Origin of the sequence: Enterococcus sp. ZJ1622 (assembly GCF_011038845.1) — a bacterium.
GTDB lineage: Bacteria > Bacillota > Bacilli > Lactobacillales > Enterococcaceae > Enterococcus_B.
In genome coordinates this window covers 12,932-27,879 of record NZ_JAAKDW010000009.1, presented here as the reverse complement: position 1 = coordinate 27,879, position 14,948 = coordinate 12,932, and the positions used below count along the sequence as shown (strand labels likewise).

Here is a 14,948-nt window from a genome sequence, read left to right as displayed (position 1 = left end):
TGAGTGCTGGCATGATAAAAGTATGGCGAAGATGGAGGAGTTACAATGACTGTTATTATTCAAAATGATCAGCTCATTGCTGAAATAGCTGAACATGGCGCAGAATTGATCAGTTTAAGATCAAAAGAACATGATCTGGAATACATCTGGCAAGGTGATCCAGAATATTGGGGCAGACATGCACCTGTTCTTTTCCCGTTTGTCGGGCGATTGAAGAACGATCAATATACGTATCGAGGAAAAACCTATTCTATGAGTCAGCACGGCTTTGCCAGAGACATGGATTTTGAAGTCATTGAACAAGGAACGGAATTAGCAAGTTTTCTTTTGAGAAGTACGCCGGAAACCAAAAAGAATTATCCGTTTGATTTCGAATTGGTGATTTCTTATGAATTGGGCGGAGACGGGATCACTGTCCATTATCAGGTAGCAAACGTCGGAGAAGAGGAGATGTTCTTTTCGATCGGCGGCCATCCCGCTTTCAATGTACCACTAGAAAAAGGGCTGTCATTTGATGATTTTTATCTGGCATTTTCTCCATTGAAATCAAGGTTGCGTTTGCCTTTGAATGGTCCTTTTATTGATATGGAACAAAAGACGCTCGGGCAGACGAATACGAATTTGGCCTTGAATCGGGAGCTATTCAATCAGGATGCGCTAGTTTTCGAAACAAGAGGACTGAATGCTTATGCGATCCGAAGCGAAAAATCGATCCACAGCGTCACATTGAGCTATAAGGACATGCCGTATGTCGGGATTTGGTCTCCGTATCCAAAAGAAGCGCCATTCGTTTGTATCGAACCTTGGTGCGGGATTGCAGATACGATGGAAAGTAACGGGAACTTGATGGAGAAAGTAGGTATCAATCAGCTTGGTGCCCATGAAATCTTCAAGACAAAATACTCGATCACTGTCAAATAAAGACACGAATCACCACTTTCTCAAACTAAAAAAACAGTTGGCTGCTTTTGCCGCAGTCAACTGTTTTTATGTCACGTTACGTTTTTTAAGATTTTTTCTTACTGCTGTTCAAACCGAAAGGCACACGGCTTTCAGTATGGTTCCTGATTCGCTGGATATTTTCCTTGTGTCGGTAGAAAATAAAGGAAGAGACTAAGAAAGCAATGATCGTAAGCAGCCAGTTCGGTTCTGGCAGAATCATCGGAGCGACGTAAGGAAGCGCAATCGTGGACAACGTGATCAGCACTGCACTGATCATGCTGCTCAAACTGACCATACTCGTACAAAACAAACTGATGATAAAAATGATACAAGAATAAACAAAGAACACAGGATTGAATCCTAATAACATCCCTGCACTAGTCGCAACTGCTTTTCCGCCTTTGAATCCGGCAAAAATGGGAAAAGTATGCCCTAAGATCGCGCAGACACCGAACCAAAGAGGGTTCACTGAGGAAAGATGGAAAATCAGCGGCAGACAGGTCGCCAGCGTCCCTTTAAGGATATCCATTAGCAAGACAATGATACCAGCAGTTTTGCCCAACACTCTGAATGTATTTGTTGTTCCGGTATTCCCGCTTCCGTGCTGGCGGATATCTTTTTTAAAAAACAATTTCCCCACCCAGACACCTGAAGGAATAGAACCCAAAAGGTATGCTACAATAAGTAATAAGATCAATTTCATTTTTTTCCCTCTTTCAAGTTGAAAACTAATGTTTATTTTAGCATGAATAGACAAGAGGAACAATTGAAAAAATTGAAAGATACGGGCGGGGATAGTAAATAATCGAAAATAAGGAGTGTCGTCAATGATCTTTGAGAATCCCTCACAAGACATGATTTTTACGTACTTGAAACAAGCAAAAACAGTAGCGGTAGTCGGCTTGAGCAACAAGCCTGAACGAACCAGTTATATGGTGGCACAGGTGCTGCAAGATCACGGATATCGTATCATCCCTGTCAATCCCGTACTGGCCGGTCAAGAGATCCTAGGAGAAAAAGCAGTTGGCAGTTTGACTGAAATCGATGAACCGATCGATATCGTGGATGTGTTTCGACGAAGTGAGTTTTTACCTGAGGTCGCTGCTGAATTCTTGAAGACCGATGCGAAAGTATTCTGGGCGCAATTAGGACTCAAAAACGAGGAAGCAGCCCAAATGCTTCAAGATGCAGGTAGAAAGGACATAGTGATGGATCGGTGTATGAAAATCGAATTGAACAAAATGGATGAGCAGGCACTAAAGAATGGGTAGGTGCCATCATTTATCCTAATTGAGAGATAAGAGGCCAGGTCCGTTTTGTCCCAGCCTCTATGACAGAAACGAAAAGCATTTGAACACGAAAAGTCTGCTTCAAAAGTTGTCGGGCGTCAATCCATTTTGGAATTTGTTCTCCCCTCTTTTTTTTCGCAGTCTTTTCTAGTATGATAATCGTGGTGCGGTTTTGCCGCAAAGTATTATTGAAGGAGCGTTTGCCTTGGCAAAAAAAGTAAACAATGAATATAATGATGCTTCGATCCAAGTACTTGAAGGATTGGAAGCAGTTAGAAAACGACCAGGGATGTACATTGGTTCGACTGATAGCCGAGGCTTGCATCATTTAGTCTATGAAATCGTCGATAACGCTGTAGATGAAGCTTTATCGGGCTATGGGAACGAAATCGATGTAACGATCCATGAAGACAGCAGCATCACTGTGGCAGACAGCGGACGCGGAATGCCAGTGGGTATGCATGCTTCAGGGATCCCGACTGTCGAAGTGATTTTTACCGTACTGCATGCCGGAGGAAAATTCGGTCAAGGCGGCTATAAAACTTCCGGAGGCCTTCACGGTGTCGGAGCAAGTGTCGTCAATGCATTATCGAAATGGCTGACCGTAACGATCGTTCGAGATGGCGTTGAATACCAGCAAAAATTCAAAAACGGCGGGAAGCCAGACGGTACATTGAAAAAAATCGGCAAAACCAAAAAAGCGAATGGGACGATTGTCCATTTTTTACCAGATGATACGATTTTCAGCACAACGAAATTTTCGTATGACACATTAGCTGAGCGTTTGAGAGAATCAGCTTTCCTTTTGAAAGGTGTGAAAATCTCTCTTTCTGACCTTCGTGGGGAAGAACCTGTGAAGGAAGTCTTTCATTATGAAGAAGGAATCAAAGAATTTGTCGATTATTTGAATGAGGAAAAGGATACGTTGACACCCGTCATTTATTTTTCTGGAGAAAAAGAAGGCATCGAAGTAGAGGTCGCTTACCAGTACAATGATGGTTATTCCGAAAACGTCCTGTCTTTTGTCAACAATGTCCGTACAAAAGATGGTGGTACCCATGAAGCTGGGATGAAAGCCGCGATGACAAAGGCCTATAATGAATATGCCAGAAAAGTCGGCTTACTGAAGGAACGCGACAAGAATCTTGAAGGAAGCGACTTCCGAGAAGGATTAGCAGCCGTTCTTTCGATTCGGGTCCCTGAAAATCTGCTCCAATTCGAAGGGCAGACAAAAGAAAAATTAGGGACGCCTGTCGCTCGGACCGTTGTAGACAGCGTCATTGGAGAACAAATGGGCTTTTTCTTACAAGAAAACAGCGAAATGAGCCAATCTCTCGTCCGTAAAGCGATCAAAGCAAGAGAAGCGAGAGAAGCTGCCCGCAAAGCCAGAGAAGAAAGCCGAAATGGGAAGAAACGCAAGAAAGGTGAATCCCTGCTTTCTGGTAAATTGACACCAGCACAATCACGTAATCCGAAGAAAAATGAATTGTATCTTGTCGAAGGGGATTCCGCTGGAGGATCAGCGAAACAAGGTCGGGACAGAAAATTCCAAGCGATACTGCCGCTTCGAGGAAAAGTCATCAACACCGAGAAAGCAAAAATGCAAGATATCTTGAAGAACGAAGAAATCAATACTATGATCTATACGATCGGCGCAGGAGTGGGACCGGAATTTTCGATCGAAGACTGCAATTATGACAAGATCATCATCATGACCGATGCGGATACCGATGGTGCGCATATCCAAGTCCTGCTTCTTACATTCTTTTATCGTTATATGAAACCATTGATCGAAGCCGGGAAAGTCTATATCGCATTACCGCCGCTTTACAAAGTTTCAAAAGGACAAGGGAAGAAACAAGTCGTGGAATATGCATGGACCGACGATGAACTGGCAGCAACGATCAAGAAAATCGGAAAAGGCTATATGCTCCAGCGGTACAAAGGGCTAGGGGAAATGAATGCCGAGCAGCTTTGGGAAACGACGATGGATCCTGCCTCTCGTACGCTGATCCGAGTTCGTATCGATGACGCTGCACAGGCAGAACGCCGAGTAACGACGCTCATGGGAGATAAAGTCGAACCGCGACGCAAATGGATCGAAAGCCACGTCCAATTCACATTAGAAGAAGACGGAAGCATCTTGGATAAAAAAGAAGATGCAGAGATCGCTCCTTCTGTCTCAAATGATCTATTAGATGAAGAGCAATCAGAACAAAATCAATCCAATCAAACAGTTGATGTAGAATAGGAGGTCACCTGATGGAAGATCGACAAGAAGTACAAGAATTAACCTTAGAAGAAGTGATGGGTGACCGCTTCGGACGTTATTCAAAATATATTATCCAGGAACGTGCTTTGCCAGATATCCGTGATGGGCTGAAACCTGTCCAACGGCGGATCTTGTTCGCGATGAACAAGGATGGCAACACATTCGATAAAGGATTCCGCAAATCCGCAAAATCTGTTGGGAATATCATGGGGAATTATCATCCCCATGGTGACAGCAGTATTTATGAAGCGATGGTTCGGATGAGCCAAGACTGGAAGTTACGGGAAGTACTGATTGAGATGCACGGGAACAACGGGAGCATGGACGGTGATCCGCCTGCTGCCATGCGTTATACAGAAGCCCGTTTGTCCAAATTAAGCGGCGAGATGCTAGCGGATATCGAAAAAGACACGGTAGATCTTGTCTGGAATTTCGATGATACCGAAAAAGAACCGACAGTCCTTCCTGCCAGATACCCCAACTTGCTGGTCAATGGCTCTACAGGGATTTCTGCCGGATATGCGACAGAGATTCCGACACACAATCTGGCAGAAGTCATCGACGGGACGATCTACATGATTGATCACCCGCAAGCAAGTCTCGACAAACTGATGGAATATATCCCTGGTCCCGATTTTCCGACCGGAGGGATCCTGCAAGGGAAAGACGAAATCAAAAAAGCCTATGAAACGGGTCGTGGAAAAGTGATTCTCCGTTCAAAAACTAGCATTGAATCACTCAAAGGCAACAAACAGCAGATCGTCATCTCTGAAATCCCTTATGAAGTCAATAAAGCAACACTTGTCAAGAAAATGGACGAGATCCGCCTGAATAAAAAAATCGACGGAATCGCTGAAGTGCGAGATGAAAGTGACCGCACAGGCTTGCAAATCGTGGTTGAATTGAAAAAAGACGCAAATGCTCAAGGGATCTTGAATTATTTGTTCAAAAACACGGAATTGCAAATCAATTATAATTTCAATATGGTTGCGATCGATCACATGACTCCGCATCAAGTAGGTCTGAAAGATATCTTGAGCAGCTATATCGAACATAGAAAACAAGTGATCACAAAACGCAGTCAATTCGATTTGGCCAAAGCACAAAAAAGACAGCACATCGTGGAAGGCTTGATGAAAGCTTTGTCTATCTTGGATGAAGTGATCGCGACGATCAGAGAAAGCAAAGACAAAAAAGATGCGAAACAAAATCTGGTCGAAGTCTTCCAGTTCACTGAAGAACAAGCAGAAGCGATCGTCACACTGCAACTATATCGTTTGACGAACACCGATATCACTGAACTTCGTCGTGAATCAGAAAGTCTGATCGCACAGATCACAGAGCTGAACAAGATTCTCTCGAATGACAAAGAACTATTCTCTGTCATGAAAAAAGAACTTCGAGAAGTGAAGAAAAAATATGCCAACGCTCGAATGACTGCGATCGAAGATGAAATCGAAGAAATCAAGATCGATACAAAAGTACTAGTTGCACAAGAAGATGTGATCGTCAGCGTGACACGTGAAGGGTATGTCAAACGGACAAGTCTTCGTTCATACAGCGCCTCAAAACCGGAAGAAATCGGTATGAGAGAAGGAGATTATCTTCTTTATTCTGGTGAATTGAGTACACTGGATCATCTTCTTTTGATCACGAACAAAGCGAATGTCATTTATCGTCCGGTACATGAATTGCCTGATCTGAAGTGGAAGGATGCAGGAGAACATATCTCTCAAACCATCATGAATCTATCCGTAGATGAATCGATCATGGCTGTTTTCCCTTATCAGAAGATCGATCCGGAAAAAACATTCGTATTCATCAGTAATAATGGTCTGATCAAGCAAACGAGGATGACAGAATTCGAACCATGGCGTACTTACAAGAGTCGTCCACTCAGCGGGATGAAGCTGAAAGATGAAGAAGCTGAATTAGCCGCTGTCTATTTGGAAAACGGACAGCCAGGCTTAGATGTCTTCCTCGTCACGAAGCAAGGAATGGGCTTGCGTTATCCGCTGACTGATGTACCGGTAGTCGGTGCCAAAGCAGCAGGTGTCAAATCCATGAACCTGAAAGAAGGCGATTCTGTCGTGAATGGGTTACTCGTCTTGGCAGAAGGGGATACGCCGATCGTGATCGTGACACAGCGCGGCGCGGTAAAACGGATGCTCGCTCAAGAGATCAGCCAGACCTCACGAGCAAAACGAGGTGTCACTGTTTTGCGGGAACTGAAAAAAAATGCGCACCGCATCGTCTACATGTCTGAAGGGCGTTCAAAAGAAATCACACTGATCAACCAAAAAGGACAGCAGCTGACAATCGATCCGACTGATTACCCGATCAGTGACCGGACATCGAATGGTTCGTTTGCCTTAGATGAGAAAAAAGGCGGGGAAGTCATTGAAGTGATCGATGCGCCGGAAATAGCCATCACAGATTAACTGTTATGGTATTTATTGAAAAGACGTTTTCTGTATTAGTACAGGAAACGTCTTTCTTTCATCTTTGTTAATAAAAAATTAACGTGTAGAACCAAGAAATATGAAAGTGTTCACAATGTATAAATAGCGGCCATTCAACGTTTCTGTATACAATTGCGTGTAATGATAAAAAGTTGTTAAATAAAAAACAAGAAAACCCTTGCAAAGAAGCCTCCCTGTGTTATACTAATCACGTAAAAACTGTTACACTAAACAGGAATTTTAGGAGGTCCATACAATGGAGCAATGGAATGGATTTAAAGGTACAAAATGGAGAGAAGGCGTAGACACACGGGATTTTATCCAAAACAACTACACAGAATACCGTGGAGATGACAGTTTCCTGGAAGGCCCGACAGAAGCAACTGAAAAGCTCTGGGAAGAACTTCAAAAACTGAACGATGTCCAATATGAACGCAATGGCGTGTACAACATGGACACAGAAATCGTATCGACCATTACTTCTCATGATGCAGGTTATTTAGACAAGGATCTGGAAAAAATCGTCGGATTGCAGACAGATGAACCATTGAAACAAGCATTCATGCCATTTGGCGGGATCAACATGGCCAATAATGCATTGAAGAGCAACGGCTACACGCCTAATGACGAATTGACTCACATTTTTACAGACTGGCGCAAGACTCATAACCAAGGGGTATTCGATGCTTATACTGCAGAGATGCGTGCTGCTCGTAAAAACAAAATCATCACTGGCTTGCCAGATGCTTATGGACGCGGACGAATCATCGGAGATTACCGTCGTGTTGCATTGTATGGAATCGACTATTTGATGGAACAAAAGAAAAAAGATCATGATTTGACTGGTTATCACACAATGAGCGAAGAAGTGATCCGTTTACGTGAAGAAATCACGGAACAATACCGCGCATTGGCACAAATGAAAGAAATGGCTGCAAAATACGGCTATGATATTTCTAAACCAGCTGCTAATGCAAAAGAAGCGGTACAATGGTTATACTTCGGTTATCTTGCAGCTATCAAATCTCAAAATGGAGCAGCTATGTCAATCGGACGTATCTCTGCTTTCTTGGATATCTATATCCAGCGTGATTTGGACAACGGCGTGATCACTGAGCAAGAAGCACAAGAATTGATCGACCATTTAGTCATGAAACTTCGTATGGTCAAATTCGCTCGTACACCAGAATACAATCAGTTGTTCTCAGGATTCCCAGTTTGGGCAACTTTATCGATTGCTGGTATGGGATTGGATGGCCGTTCTCTAGTAACGAAAAACGATTTCCGCTTACTGCATACGCTAACGAATATGGGACCTTCACCAGAACCGAACTTGACTGTTTTATATTCTGAACATCTGCCAGAAGGATTCAGAACTTATGCCAGCAAGATCGCGATCGAAAGTTCATCGATCCAGTTTGAAAATGACAATCTGCTTCGCGAACAATGGGGATCTGACGACTGCGCGATCGCTTGCTGTGTGTCAGGAACAGTAGTCGGAAAAGACATGCAGTTCTTCGGTGCTCGTGCAAACTTGGCAAAAGCGCTACTATATGCAATCAACGGCGGTGTCGATGAAGTGACAGGTGCACAAGTCGGACCGGAATATCGTCCGATCACCTCTGAAACACTTGATTTCGAGCAAGTCAAACACAATTTCATGAACATGATGGACTGGCTAGCAGAACTTTATGTGAATACGCTGAACATCATCCACTACATGCATGACAAATATTCCTACGAAGCAGCACAACTTGCTTTGATGGACTCTGATTTGAAACGGACATTTGCGACTGGTATCGCAGGTATCTCCCATGCTGCAGACAGTCTGGCTGCCATCAAGTATGCAGAAGTAAAACCAATCCGTAACGAAAAAGGAATCGCAGTCGACTTTGAAGTGAACGGCGAATTCCCTAAATATGGAAATGACGACGATAAAGCAGATGAATTAGCAGAATGGATCTTGGAATACTTCATGTCACAGATCAAACGTCATAAAACTTATCGTAACTCAACACCTACGACGTCATTGCTGACGATCACATCGAACGTAGTCTACGGTAAAAACACAGGGAATACTCCTGATGGCCGTGAAGCCGGCAAGCCGTTAGCACCAGGAGCAAACCCAAGTTACAATGCAGAACAAAACGGATTACTGGCAAGTTTGAACTCAACTGCTAAAATCAATTATGCTTATGCACGTGACGGTATCTCAAACACGCAAACGATCAATCCTTCAGGTCTTGGAAAAGACGAACCAACAAGAATCGGCAACTTGCGTAATGTATTAGATGGCTACTTCTCTAAAGGCGCTTATCATTTGAACGTGAACGTCTTCAGTAATGACTTGCTGCGTGACGCAATGGAAAATCCAATGAAATATCCGAACTTGACGATCCGTGTTTCAGGATATGCAGTCAAATTCCGTGACTTGACAAGAGAACAGCAACTAGATGTCTTGATGAGAACATCGCACGACAGAATGTAAGAAAAAAGGATGTGACAACTGAGTTCTGCTTTAAGGAATAAGGAAACTGAACAGAAAATAGCTTCTTATATTTTCTTGTTCAGTGAACTTATTACCGCAGATGCAAGCTTTTGAGCACCGTTTATGAGGATATGAAAGGAACGTTTTGATCTAGATAGTAGAAAGAAAAATAGTTTTCTATCTTCTGCATCTTTCTAAACTAGTATCGACAATCAAGTTCTTTCACAAACGCTTGATTCCTTTATTTTGTCGCAAAATGAATTCAAAGAAAAGAAGTGAACGCTAATGGAAGAAAAAACAATTGGCTATGTCCATTCGATTGAAACGTTTGGCTCAGTTGACGGACCTGGTGTACGATTTGTCATTTTTATGCAAGGCTGCCGCATGCGCTGCCAATTCTGCCATAATCCAGATACTTGGAATATCGGCGGTGGAAAAGAATATACGGCAGATGAGCTTTTGGATCAGGCAGAACGCTTTCGTTCCTATTGGGGGCAAGAAGGCGGGATCACTGTGAGTGGAGGCGAACCGCTTCTTCAAATCGATTTTCTGATCGAATTATTTAGAAAAGCAAAAGAACGCGGCATGCATACCACACTAGATACCTGCGGCAAACCCTTCACCCGTGAAGAGCCCTTCTTTTCTCGATTTCAGGAATTGATGAAGTATACGGAATTGCTGTTATTCGATATCAAACACATCGATAATGAAGAACATAAGAAGCTTACACATTGGGGAAATGAGAATATTTTGGAAATGGCGCAATACTTGTCAGAAACGAACAAACCAGTTTGGATCAGGCATGTGCTGGTTCCTGAACGCAGTGATTACGATGAGTATCTGATTCGATTGGACAGTTTCATCAAAACGTTGAAAAACGTAGATAAAGTGGAAATCCTTCCTTACCATACAATGGGAAAATACAAATGGGAGACTTTAGGTCTGAAGTACCCATTAGAAGGGATCGAACCACCTACGAAAGAACGCGTGGAAAATGCCAAACGACTTCTCCATACAGAAAGTTATACCGGATATTTAACACGATAATCATTGACGGAAAGAAGTTAAGTATTGCTTCTTTCCGTTTTTTTGCTATTATTAAGTAGGAGAAATCACAAAGGAGCGAATCATATATGTCAAAAGTTTTAGTTTTCGGACACCAAAACCCCGATACCGATGCAATCGGTGCAGCGATTGCTTTTTCACATCTGCAAAATGAATTAGGGAAAGACACAGAAGCTGTTGCTTTAGGTAACCCTAATGAAGAAACTCAATTTGCACTTGATCATTTCAACTTGCAAGCCCCACGTGTGGTTGAATCAGCCAAAGCGGAAAATGCCGATGTGATGCTCGTCGACCACAACGAATTCCAGCAAAGCATCTCTGATATCGCAGAAGTCAATGTGTTAGCAGTAGTGGATCACCATCGGATCGCTAACTTCGAAACAGCGAACCCATTGTACTACCGTGCAGAACCTGTTGGCTGTACAAGTACGATCATCTTGAAATTATATAAAGAAAACCAAGTAGCTATCCCTAAAGAAATCGCAGGAATCATGCTGTCAGCGATCATTTCAGACACTTTGCTGTTCAAATCACCAACATGTACACTAGAAGACGAAGCTGCAGCAAAAGAGCTTGCAGAAATCGCAGCAGTTGATCTGAATGCCTATGGATTGGATATGCTGAAAGCAGGAACGAACCTAAGCGACAAATCAGCAGAAGTATTGCTTGATCTTGATGCAAAAAGCTTCCCAATGGGCGATTCAAGCGTACGTATCGCACAAGTCAATACAGTTGACCTGAAAGAAGTAATGGACCGTCAGGCAGAATTGGAAGCTGCTATGGAAAAAGAAATGACAGCGAACGGATACGACCTTTTTGTTCTAGTTGTAACTGATATCCTCGAAAGCAATTCTGAATTATTGGCTGCAGGTAAAGAAAAAGGAAAAGTAGAAGAAGCTTTCCAAACGAAATTGACAAATAACCGTGCATTCTTGGAAGGTGTCGTTTCTCGTAAAAAACAAGTCGTGCCACAATTAACAGAAGCTTTCAACTAAAAAAAGCAGATCAGCAAGCCGGGATATCTGAGCGATTCAAGATATTTCGGCTTTTTTGAAGAGAAGAAATCGAAATATCTCAAATGATGCTGATCCATTGCTTCTTAAAATAAAAAATGATAGAAAAGAGAAAAACATGAACTATTTTTATTCAGAGAATCAAGTAAAAACCTATCAAAAATTCGTGAATGACCCGCTATTTCCTTCACTCATCGACTATCTGTATGCGCATCGAGAAGAAGAAGTGATTTTGCGCGAGCTGAAAAAAGAATTCCCGCAAAAGGATTTCGAACATTTTTTAGATCAGCTGATTGAAAATGGCTTGATCCTGCGTAAAGCGCGCAGATATCGGCTGAATTTCCCTGTTTTTGAACCAAATGACTATCAGGAATATAGTCGTGCATTGACGGAAAAGATCGCTTCTGAGCTTGAATCGATGACAGAGATTGATCGGAAGTTTGCCATGAGCGAAGAAATATGGACCTACTGCTTTGAAGAAGAAGCAGAATATTTTTATGCTGTAACAAACGACAGACAAGTGCGCAAGATGACAGCTGGAAATTCTACATATCGATTTGTTTCTCTTTCTTCTGATGAAGAATTGCCTTTATCTTTAGCAGTTTATTTTTTCATCCAAAAAAACCAGTTACCGATACCTTCTAAGTTTTCAGAAATCGCCGAATTGATAGGAGATGTGAATGAAGCTTATTACTTTGATCAAGTAGAAGTGATCATTGAGCGTATACGCAAGGGGAAATTCAAAAATCGTCGACCAAGTATTTTTTTAGAATCCTTGCTAGCAACGCGTACAGTAGAAAAAACGACACAGGAAAGCGACGCCTATGAACTGGTGCTACCGATCGTGTCAGAGGAGCGGGAACCGCTCGACATCATCAAATGTACAGATGGGATAGACTTGCCGACAGATGCAGTAGCATTCATCAAAAAGCAAGCATATAATGAATTGAAGAGCCGATTTATGCCAAAAAGTTTTTCTTACATTAAAAAAATGTTAGATAATGAGTAGCGTTTTGTTTGTTAACATTAGAAAATGATGATAATATGACCTTGTAAATCAAAATACGAGGTGATGGCAGTGGAAAAGATGAAGAGTGTCGTTTTTGAAAACCCTAGTAAAAAACAAACAGAGATCCCTACTTTTATCCCAGCGTTTGAAGCAAAAAAAGTAAGAACCGAATTATCTCTTGGCGGTTTCGACGGACAAGCTTTTTCAGATAGTGAATTAGCAGAAGCAATCCAAAGAAAGAAACGACTTCGTGCTGCGACGATCGTTCCTGTGATCATTGATTGGATACTTGAAAAAAATGCGGAAACATCCAATCCATCTGCTATAGACCTACGAGGAAAAGAAACTGCAAAAGAGAACACACTAAAGTATCAGATGATCGGTGAACGAGACTTTGACGCTCATGGAGATTACTATCTAGTGGTGGCATCCAGCGGTGAAAAAAGAATCGAAAGCTTATTCAAAGTGTATACACATGGCAAAGTCGTAGAGATGTGGCTGGATCGAAAAGCTGGTTCCTTATAAACATACGATCGATAAAGGATTTAGAAAGAGCGGTATGCGATCAGACGGCTCTTTCACGTCCTTTTTTTGTTCTTCGCATAAAAAGACCCAGACATCCGATAAACAGTAAGTCCAGATAATTGCTTGTTATTTGGATATTCGCAGGATCGATCGAAGGAGCCATTGCAAGTACCAAAAAAGAAAAGACGCTGTAGCCAAAACAGAGAACTGGAATCAGCCGAAAAAACATGGATAGCTTCAACTGGTTGAAAATAAGGGAAAAGAGAAAAAACGTAAAAATCGTTAAAATCACGATTAACCCGTTCAAAATGAAAAAGAGCAGGGAATTGTGATTGAAAGAGTAAAAAAGGATCGCTATAAAAGAAAACAGTTTCAAAGCGATGAGCACGACAGAAGCTTCATTCAATTTCCCAGGCTTTTGATGAAAGAAATACGCACCAAAATATACGGAGAAAATCAGTCCGCATAACGAAGAAAGAATCAAAAAGAAAGGATTGTCTTCAATTTCTCCCACATCAGAATGATCTAAAAGCAGCCATCCAAACGCGTTGCAAGGGGTAGTAGAAGTTTTGAAATAAACAAAGCAAATAAAAAAGAGGATCGTTAAACCAGAAAAAAAAGACCCTGCATATAAAAATAGAGTAGTTTTTCGTTGTAGTTCCATAATTTCTCCAATAATTTTGATAAGTGATATAAAATATATTAACAAAATGATGAGCGAATGTCGATGTTTTTTAATCTAAATAATAAAAAATAGTATACGGAACTTAAAAATTTAATTTAAACTCCGTATACTATCGTGTGATCTGGTTAGTTGGATTGTCGTTTTCTGACTTTCTTCGTCCAGAAACCGCCTGAAATATATTTTGGTTCATAGGAAATCATAAATGCTCGTTCTTCTACCTCTTTGATCAGGCGATATAATTCTCTCTCACTTTTTCTTGGTGAGAGGATCTCTAATACGAGTCGTTCTCCTTCCAGTCCCATAGCTGAACTTTGAGTCACTCCGTAGCCGTGTTCTCTTAAGATCCTTGGAAGATTTTTGTCTTCTGAACTATTCGCTGGCAAGATCGTCGTGACCATGATATAGCCAAGTGCCAGCTTGTCTTCAATCAGAATCCCGACACTGATTCCGACCGCATATCCTAAAGCATAAACAAACAAATTCAGCGGATTGTCCAAGCGATCCAATACTAGAGAAAGGCCAACGATATAAATCGTAATCTCTACCATACTGACAAGTGGGGCGACGAGTCGATAGCCTTTCATTGTGAGCATGAATCGTAAGGTGTTCAAGGTGATGTAAGCAAAATTGATGAAAAAGATCATCAAAAGCATACGAGGGTCAAACATGAAAACAGCTCCTTTTCAATCAGTCTATGACAACAATAGCAAAAAAAGTTAATTTTAGGAAAAATCGACTCTCTTTTTGTTACAAAAAATGATAAAATGATTATAATAGAATTATAAATATAAGTTAGGTGATGAAAATGAAATTAGTCAACCGAGTCATTTGTTTGAGTCATGTGTTCAGTATCATACTCAGTATATACCTAGGTGTCTATTCGATTCAACAACCTATTGACGTTGAGAACATCGTTTTTCAAATGTCTTTGACCGATGGGTTGATCTTAAGTGTGTTTTTCTTTCTGATATTGTTTATCGGGAGTATTTTTGGGAGCGTAGCCAGTTTTTTGAATTTCTCTATCTATCCGCTTTTGACGCTAGTATTAGGCGTTTTGGGATTATGTTCACTTCTGTTGTTTTCGGCATCCTTTAGTCAAGTTTTGCTATTGTTTGGGATATTGAGTTTATTCCAAGTAGTAGTCAGTGCCTGGCTGCTATTTCGTTCAGCAAATTTAATGAAGATAGGTGATTAGGCA

The 14,948-nt window shown here is 41.6% G+C and carries 13 protein-coding genes; 10 read left to right on the top strand and 3 right to left on the bottom strand.

Translation table 11 applies throughout. From position 1 onward, the window contains the following. Positions 1–45: 45 nt before the first annotated feature. Entirely contained in the window at positions 46–921 is an 876-nt protein-coding gene (locus G7Y42_RS09695; protein WP_165005897.1) for an aldose 1-epimerase family protein, read from the top strand. Between the two features lie 85 nt (positions 922–1,006). Here G7Y42_RS09695 and plsY read toward each other — a convergent pair whose 3' ends face one another. Beyond that, the gene (gene plsY / locus G7Y42_RS09690; RefSeq protein WP_165005898.1) at positions 1,007–1,645 is read right to left on the bottom strand and encodes a glycerol-3-phosphate 1-O-acyltransferase PlsY; all 639 of its coding nucleotides are present in this window, start codon (positions 1,643–1,645) and stop codon (positions 1,007–1,009) included. 124 nt (positions 1,646–1,769) lie between these two features. On the opposite strand from plsY, the gene G7Y42_RS09685 reads away from it, so the two are divergent. The 8 genes from G7Y42_RS09685 (at position 1,770) to G7Y42_RS09650 (ending at position 13,065) form a co-directional block, all read left to right on the top strand. After that, positions 1,770–2,213 (top strand): CoA-binding protein, encoded by a 444-nt coding sequence (locus G7Y42_RS09685; RefSeq protein ID WP_165005899.1) that lies wholly within the window; start codon positions 1,770–1,772, stop codon positions 2,211–2,213. Positions 2,214–2,436: 223 nt separating this feature from the next. After that, entirely contained in the window at positions 2,437–4,482 is a 2,046-nt protein-coding gene (gene parE / locus G7Y42_RS09680) for a DNA topoisomerase IV subunit B (protein ID WP_165005900.1), read from the top strand. Positions 4,483–4,493: 11 nt separating this feature from the next. Further along, a complete protein-coding gene (gene parC / locus G7Y42_RS09675; RefSeq protein ID WP_165005901.1) occupies positions 4,494–6,944 on the top strand; it encodes a DNA topoisomerase IV subunit A in 2,451 nt (816 codons plus the stop codon). Positions 6,945–7,221: 277 nt separating this feature from the next. Then, on the top strand, positions 7,222–9,453 hold the full coding sequence (gene pflB / locus G7Y42_RS09670; RefSeq protein WP_165005902.1) for a formate C-acetyltransferase: 2,232 nt from the start codon (positions 7,222–7,224) through the stop codon (positions 9,451–9,453). Positions 9,454–9,738: 285 nt separating this feature from the next. Beyond that, positions 9,739–10,500: a pyruvate formate-lyase-activating protein gene (pflA, locus tag G7Y42_RS09665; RefSeq protein ID WP_165005903.1), complete on the top strand. Its 762-nt coding sequence runs from the start codon at positions 9,739–9,741 to the stop codon at positions 10,498–10,500. Between the two features lie 86 nt (positions 10,501–10,586). After that, positions 10,587–11,513: a manganese-dependent inorganic pyrophosphatase gene (locus G7Y42_RS09660; RefSeq protein ID WP_165005904.1), complete on the top strand. Its 927-nt coding sequence runs from the start codon at positions 10,587–10,589 to the stop codon at positions 11,511–11,513. A 136-nt stretch (positions 11,514–11,649) separates the two neighbouring features. Beyond that, positions 11,650–12,540 carry a DUF1803 domain-containing protein gene (locus tag G7Y42_RS09655; protein WP_165005905.1) on the top strand — a complete coding sequence of 297 codons (891 nt, stop codon included), beginning with the start codon at positions 11,650–11,652 and terminating at the stop codon, positions 12,538–12,540. Between the two features lie 69 nt (positions 12,541–12,609). Next, entirely contained in the window at positions 12,610–13,065 is a 456-nt protein-coding gene (locus G7Y42_RS09650; protein ID WP_165005906.1) for a hypothetical protein, read from the top strand. Between the two features lie 40 nt (positions 13,066–13,105). On the opposite strand, the gene G7Y42_RS09645 is transcribed toward G7Y42_RS09650, so the two are convergent. Together G7Y42_RS09645 and G7Y42_RS09640 are read right to left on the bottom strand one after the other, a co-directional pair. Next, positions 13,106–13,729: a hypothetical protein gene (locus G7Y42_RS09645; RefSeq protein ID WP_165005907.1), complete on the bottom strand. Its 624-nt coding sequence runs from the start codon at positions 13,727–13,729 to the stop codon at positions 13,106–13,108. Between the two features lie 146 nt (positions 13,730–13,875). After that, on the bottom strand, positions 13,876–14,418 hold the full coding sequence (locus tag G7Y42_RS09640) for a DUF2179 domain-containing protein (protein WP_165005908.1): 543 nt from the start codon (positions 14,416–14,418) through the stop codon (positions 13,876–13,878). 137 nt (positions 14,419–14,555) lie between these two features. Here G7Y42_RS09640 and G7Y42_RS09635 point away from each other — a divergent pair, with 137 nt between their 5' ends. Further along, complete coding sequence (locus G7Y42_RS09635; RefSeq protein WP_165005909.1) at positions 14,556–14,945, top strand: hypothetical protein; 390 nt, start codon at positions 14,556–14,558, stop codon at positions 14,943–14,945. The last annotated feature ends 3 nt before the right edge of the window (positions 14,946–14,948 follow it).

Excerpts from the sequence above, each read along its gene's own strand:
- G7Y42_RS09695 (WP_165005897.1), top strand. The coding sequence starts at position 46 with ATGACTGTTATTATTCAAAATGATCAGCTCATTGCTGAAATAGCTGAA.
- plsY (WP_165005898.1), bottom strand. The coding sequence starts at position 1,645 with ATGAAATTGATCTTATTACTTATTGTAGCATACCTTTTGGGTTCTATT.
- G7Y42_RS09685 (WP_165005899.1), top strand. The coding sequence starts at position 1,770 with ATGATCTTTGAGAATCCCTCACAAGACATGATTTTTACGTACTTGAAA.
- parC (WP_165005901.1), top strand. The coding sequence starts at position 4,494 with ATGGAAGATCGACAAGAAGTACAAGAATTAACCTTAGAAGAAGTGATG.
- pflB (WP_165005902.1), top strand. The coding sequence starts at position 7,222 with ATGGAGCAATGGAATGGATTTAAAGGTACAAAATGGAGAGAAGGCGTA.
- pflA (WP_165005903.1), top strand. The coding sequence starts at position 9,739 with ATGGAAGAAAAAACAATTGGCTATGTCCATTCGATTGAAACGTTTGGC.
- G7Y42_RS09660 (WP_165005904.1), top strand. The coding sequence starts at position 10,587 with ATGTCAAAAGTTTTAGTTTTCGGACACCAAAACCCCGATACCGATGCA.
- G7Y42_RS09655 (WP_165005905.1), top strand. The coding sequence starts at position 11,650 with ATGAACTATTTTTATTCAGAGAATCAAGTAAAAACCTATCAAAAATTC.
- G7Y42_RS09645 (WP_165005907.1), bottom strand. The coding sequence starts at position 13,729 with ATGGAACTACAACGAAAAACTACTCTATTTTTATATGCAGGGTCTTTT.
- G7Y42_RS09640 (WP_165005908.1), bottom strand. The coding sequence starts at position 14,418 with ATGTTTGACCCTCGTATGCTTTTGATGATCTTTTTCATCAATTTTGCT.
- G7Y42_RS09635 (WP_165005909.1), top strand. The coding sequence starts at position 14,556 with ATGAAATTAGTCAACCGAGTCATTTGTTTGAGTCATGTGTTCAGTATC.